The sequence below is a fragment of the Corallococcus sp. AB049A genome, assembly GCF_003668885.1.
Classification (GTDB): domain Bacteria; phylum Myxococcota; class Myxococcia; order Myxococcales; family Myxococcaceae; genus Corallococcus; species Corallococcus interemptor.
The window spans coordinates 1-5,734 of record NZ_RAWL01000506.1; the positions used below are offsets into that span (position 1 = coordinate 1).

4 protein-coding genes and 1 pseudogene are annotated in these 5,734 nt (G+C 72.4%); all 5 read right to left on the reverse strand.

What is annotated here, in order from left to right; translation table 11 throughout:
• Window positions 1–106: 106 nt before the first annotated feature.
• On the reverse strand, window positions 107–1,630 hold the full coding sequence (locus D7X55_RS34680; RefSeq protein ID WP_120550069.1) for an ABC transporter permease: 1,524 nt from the start codon (window positions 1,628–1,630) through the stop codon (window positions 107–109).
• A complete protein-coding gene (locus D7X55_RS45580; RefSeq protein WP_121725281.1) occupies window positions 1,627–2,613 on the reverse strand; it encodes an ABC transporter ATP-binding protein in 987 nt (328 codons plus the stop codon). Before D7X55_RS45580 ends, D7X55_RS34680 begins: the two co-directional genes overlap by 4 nt.
• The gene (locus tag D7X55_RS34690; protein ID WP_233610248.1) at window positions 2,610–4,352 is read right to left on the reverse strand and encodes a hypothetical protein; all 1,743 of its coding nucleotides are present in this window, start codon (window positions 4,350–4,352) and stop codon (window positions 2,610–2,612) included. Before D7X55_RS34690 ends, D7X55_RS45580 begins: the two co-directional genes overlap by 4 nt.
• Window positions 4,345–5,343: a MoxR family ATPase gene (locus tag D7X55_RS34695; protein ID WP_199747286.1), complete on the reverse strand. Its 999-nt coding sequence runs from the start codon at window positions 5,341–5,343 to the stop codon at window positions 4,345–4,347. Before D7X55_RS34695 ends, D7X55_RS34690 begins: the two co-directional genes overlap by 8 nt.
• Window positions 5,344–5,362: 19 nt before the next feature.
• Window positions 5,363–5,734, reverse strand: a pseudogene (locus D7X55_RS34700) (hypothetical protein); the annotation flags it as partial.

Genomic DNA, 5,734 nt, shown 5'->3' on the forward strand with positions numbered 1-5,734 from the left:
GACGTGGCGCGCACCTCGCCCACCCTCCCCCGCTGCGGCAGCCGAGGCAGCGCCAGGCTCAACCCCGGCGCCAGCCGCGCCACCTCCGCCTCATCCAGCATCGTGCTCACTGCTCGTGGACCTGCTTCTCACGCCCCACGAGCACCCGGTCCGCGGCGAACGCCGCCAGGAGCGACACCAGCGCCACGCACAGCAGCATCTCCGGCGGCAGCTTGAGACCGCTCGGGTCGCTGTAGTCGTACTTGCCGAAGTTCAGCGTCCCCACCACCGGGTTGAGCAGGTTGAGCAACGCATCGTCCCCCTCCAGCCCCAGGAACACCGCCAGCAGCGGCGGCACGCCGGCCCCCAGGATTCCCGCCAGCACGTAGAGCAGCCGCACCGACACCGGCGACGCGAACCGCCCCGAGCGCGGCATCCGCCCCAAGAGCAGCGCCACCGACAGGTACAGCACCCCATAGAGCGCCAGCGCCACCGTGGACATCGCCTTCCGCAGACTCCCCGAGGCGTCGTCCACCACCAGCATCGGGACCGCGCACCCGGCCGCCCACCCCAGCAGCAGCAGCACCGACAGCCGGAAGCCGCGCAGCGCGCCGGGCTTGAACAGCGACCAGCCCCGCGTCCCCGCGCGCAGGGGCCGCGCCAGCCCGTCCACGTCCGTCCCCACGAAGAGGCTGACGAAGATGAGGTGCAGGCCGCCCAGGATGCCCATCACCTCGAGGATGTTGTTGTCCCAGTCCTGGAGCCACCACACCGCCATCATGCCCACGAACGTCAGCACCACCTGCGCCACCAGCGCCCGCCGGGGATGGCGCGTGTAGTCCTCCGTCACCAGCGACAGCCGCGACACCGCCGTCTCGAACACCAGCCACCCGTTCGACCCGAGCACCCAGAGCGCCGTGCCCAGCCCCAGGAAGAAGTCCCGGTCGAACGAGAACCCGCTGCCGCGCTCGTTCGTCATCACGAAGGCGAACGTCAGCGACTGGAAGAACGTCACCACCAGCACGCCCACCAGCGCCAGCCGCACCGCGGCCCGCCCCATCCGGCTGTCCGCCAGCGTCGCCGCGCACACCGACACGAGCGTGAGGAACACCAGCCACGCCCCACCCAACAGCAGCACCATCAGGATGGTGGGCAGGTCAATGCCGTTGAGGAAGTAGCTGAACAGCAGGAACGGCCCCACCGCCGACGCGTACAGCACCGCCTGCACCAGGAACGACGCCACCTTGCCGCGCAGGATGCGCCGCGGCCCCAGCCCCGTGAGCAGGAGCAGCGACCACGTCTCGTCCTCACGCTCGCGCGCCAGGGAGCGGTACGCGTTGAAGGGGATGAGACCGAAGTGCACCAGCGCCAGGCACACGAAGAAGGAGAAGAAGTAACTCCGCCCCTCGCGCGTGTACGTGCTGTCGTGCGTGTTCGCGTACGCGATGAGCGACAGCACCAGGCACGCCGCGAGCAACAGCCCGAAGCTCACCCAGAAGACGCGCGTGCGCAGCCCCTGCCGCACCTCCTTCACCACCAGCGGGTTGAGCCGGTCGCCCCACTTCTCCCACCGGTCGGACGTTACGGCGGGGACTCCGGGCGAGGGAGCGGACTCGGCCGCGCCCGACGCGGGACTTGCTTGCGTGCTCACGCCACCCTCCCCTTCGTCACCGTCATGAACGCATCTTCCAGGTTGCGCTCGCGCGGGCTGAACGCGCACACCGGCAGCCCCTGCGACACCAGCGCGGAGAGCAACGCCGCCGCGGCCGCCTCCGCCTGCGTCGGCCCCGCGTCCACCTCCAGCTCCAACCGCACGCGCAGCGCGCTGGCCTCGCGGGACACGTCCTTCACGCGAGGCTGCTCCAGCAGCGTGCGCTCCGTGCGCGCCCACAGCGCCTCGCTCCCGTCACCCGTCGCCGCCAGCCGCACCGTCAGCTCCAGCACGCGGGACGTGTCCGGGCCCTGGCGCAGCAGGTCCTCCACCTTGCCCTGGGCCAGCAGGCGCCCCTGTTCGATGATGACGCAGCTGTCGCAGATCTCCGCCAGCTCCGTGAGGATGTGGCTGGAGATGATGACCGCCTTGCCCTGGTCCGCCAGCGCGCGCAGCAGCTCCCGCAGCTCGATGCGCGCGCGCGGATCCAGGCCGTCCGCGGGTTCGTCCAGCAAGAGCAGCCGGGGGTCGTGCAGCAGCGTGCGCCCCAGGGCCACGCGCTGGCGCATGCCCTTGGACAGCTCCGTGGTGAGCTTGTGCGCCAGCGGCCCCAGCCCCGTGAACTCCATCACCGACTCCACCCGCTGCTTGCGCTGCGCGCCCTTCAGTCCGTACGCGCGCGCGAAGAAGTCCAGGAACTCCGTCACGGTGACGTCGTCGTAGGTGCCGTAGCGGTCCGGCATGTAGCCCAACAGCGGCCGGGCCCGGTCCGGCGCGTCCACCAGCGACGTGCCGTCCAGCAGCACCGAGCCCGCGGTGGGCACGTCCAGCGTGGCCAGGATGCGCAGCGTGGTGCTCTTGCCCGCGCCGTTGGGCCCGATGAAGCCCAGGATGCTGCCCGCCTCCAGCGAGAACGACACGTCGTCCACCGCGCGCAGCGCCCCGTAGTCGCGCCGCAGCCCCTTCACCTCCAGCAGGCTCATCGTCGTGCCTCCTCGGCCTGACCCCGCACCACGTGCAGCGCGGCCTCCAGCTCCACGTCCAGCGCCGCCGTGGGCGTGAAGCCGCGCCCGCCCAGCCGCGCCACGAACGCCCCGTCCTCCAGCGCCCGCGACAGGGGCATCACCCCGTCCGCGAAGCGCGACAGCGGCTCGTGCTCCATGCCCAGCAGGTCCTCGGGCGCCGCGTCCAGCGGCGTGGCCGCCCCTTCCGCGCCGTCCGCCAGCTCCGGCAGGGCCCAGAACCGGCCGTCCAGCTTCACCGTGCCGCCCTTCAGCGGAGCGCCCAGCGCGTTCTGCACCCGCACGCCGCCGCCGGCCCTGTGCACCGCCAGCCGCGCGCGGGAGGGAACCACCGCGAGCTCTCCCCACTCGCGGTAGCTGCGCGAGGGCAGGAAGCTGTTCTTCACGGCGAGCCCGTTCGTCCAGTCCAGGAAGCGCGGGGGTTCCTCCGGGTCCCTGGCGGACAGCAGCACGCTGGAGCCGGGCATGCGCATGCCGTCCTCCGCGAGGTTCGCGTACCAGGCGTTGATCCCCACCGTCACCGCGCGCGAGCGCTCGCGGTCCAACAGCGTGAGGCTGTAGCGCGCGGCGTGCACGTTGAAGCCATCCACCAGCACGGACCACGCCACCAGGCCCAGGCTGGTGAGGACCGCCAGCGAGGGCACCGCGATGAGCACCGCCAGCGGCCCCTTGCTCCTTGCGAGCATCCACCCGCCGGGCCCCACCGCGAGCGTGAAGAGGAAGATGAGCAGGAGGAAGCGGCCCACGGGCGCGCGGGCGCTGGAGAGCAGCGGCAGCCGACCGTCGTTCAGCAGGTCGTGGCGCTCCCACCGGGGCGGAGGCCCCGCGGGCGTCACCACGGACTGGGAGCGCTGCGTGTCCTCCCAGAGGCTGAAGCCGCAGCCCGGCTCCTGCTTCCGGCACTCGCGGAACTGGCGCACGAAGCCGAAGCCATAGGGGGACAGCTCCGCCTTGTCGTCCTGGAGCAACGGGAGGCGCAGGCGCGGATTGGCGGGAGGCTGGTCGAGCACCAGCTTGCCGCCGCTCACGGCGTACGTCTCCAGCACCGCCCAGACGTCATCGGGGACCTGATCCGCGGGCACCGTCACCAGCACCGCGTCGTAGCCCGCGTAGGCCGCCAGCTCGCGCGGCGCGGTGCGAGGCTCCACGAAGCGCGTGGCGACCAGCGGCTCCACGTTCTCCGGCGAGTAAACGAGGCCCGTCGCCGCCTCGAAGGCCTTCACGTCGCCCAGCACCATCACGCGCGCGCCCCGGGCTCCGTCCAGGTAGAAGCCCCGGGACGCGGTGTCCAACCCGGGCGAGCTCATGGTGAGCGTCCCCGACTGGAGGTCCGCGGGCATCATCAGCCACGTGACCGTGCGCTCGCGCGGGGCCAACTCCAGCGAACGCTCGATGAGGCGCCCCTGGGCATTGATGGACAGGCGCACCGGGCGCGGCTGGCCGCCGCTGTTGTGCACCGTCACCTGGATGGGCGTGTAGCCCCGGTTGGGCACGAGCGTGACGACGCGCATGGAGACCTTGAGGCCGCCGCCCACGTCCTGGAGCATCTCCGTCGTCTCCGCCACATTGCGGTAGCCGCTGCCCTGGGGCTCCGCCTCTCGCGCTGCCTCCACCGTCGGGCTGGTGGCGAACGCGGGCGTCGCGCCCCAGAGCAGGGCCCCCAGGCCCATGGCCAGGACGAGGGTCGCGCGGCTAGCCACGAGGCACCTCGGGGGTGGCCTTGAGCAGCTCGCGCACCACGTCCGGCGCGGTCACCTTCTCCAGGGACGCCTCGTAGGCCAGCACCAGGCGGTGGTTGAGGGCGGCGGGCGCGGCGGCCACCACGTCGTCGAAGCCCACGTTGGGCCGGCCCTCCAGCAGCGCGCGCGCACGGCCCGCGGCGGCCAGGGCCAGCGCCGCGCGAGGGCTCGCGCCGAAGCGCACGAAGCGGCGCACGGCTTCGGGCGCGGAGGGCTGGCGCGGGTCGGACGCCTCCACCAGCCGGCCGATGAAGTCCGCCACCGGACCGGGCAGGTGCACCCGGTCCACGGCGGCGAACAGGCGCGACAGGCCTTCCGCGTCCAGCACCGGCTCCAGCGCGGGAGGCGCGCCGCGCACGCGCGTGGTGAGCAGGGTGCGCAGCGTCTTCGCGCCCACGGGCGGCACCAGGATGCGGAAGAGGAAGCGGTCCAGCTGCGCCTCGGGCAGCGGGTACGTGCCTTCAAGCTCGATGGGGTTCTGCGTGGCGAGCACGAAGAAGGGGTCGGGCAGGGGGCGCGTCTGGCCCAGCACCGTCACGGAGCGCTCCTGCATGGCCTCCAGCAGCGCGGACTGCGTCTTGGGGCTGGAGCGGTTGATTTCGTCCGCGAGGACGAGGCTCGCGAAGAGGGGGCCCTCGCGGAAGACGAAGTCGCGGCGCGCTTCGCCCTCCAGCACGTAGGTGCCGGTGATGTCGCCGGGCAGGAGGTCGGGGGTGAACTGGATGCGGCGGAAGGGCAGCGACAGCAGCCGCGCCAGGGCCTTGCACAGCTCCGTCTTGCCCAGGCCGGGCAGGCCCTCCAGGAGCACGTGGCCCCGGGCGAGGATGGCCGTCACGACCTGCTCGACGACCGCCTCCTGGTCGAGCATCACCTGGTTGAGCCCGGCCTTGAGCCGGGCCGCCACGTCCGCCGCGCCCTGTGCTTCGGCGGGGCTCAGAAGTTCCGCTGCCACGTCGTTTCCCCCTGCTGGACTACGGACCACCGAAGTACCGCTTCACCAGGTCGCGGTTGCGAGGCAGCAGCGGACCGGAGGTCGGTCCCGCCGTCGCATCGCCCTTCGCGCCCGTGCCCTTCGCGCTGGACGGCCCCGCCTGCCCCGTCCGGGCCTGCGGATCCGCTGCGCGAAGGCCCCACAACTCTTCCGCTTCGCCGCCGTTGCCTTCCGGCAGCGGCTGGAACGCGAGCCGGTTCGGATCCATCTCCGCCTCGCCGCCGAAGACGAGCGGCTGGCTCTCTCCGCCCCGGCCCGTGCCCGAGCCATCGCCCTGCCGCGTGTTCCGGCTCGCGTGCTGACCGCCCTGCTCGCCCTCGCCGTCGCCCTCTTCCTGTCTCTTATACACAAC

Coding starts and splice junctions, on each gene's coding strand:
- D7X55_RS45580 (WP_121725281.1), bottom strand. CDS start 2,613: ATGAGCCTGCTGGAGGTGAAGGGGCTGCGGCGCGACTACGGGGCGCTG.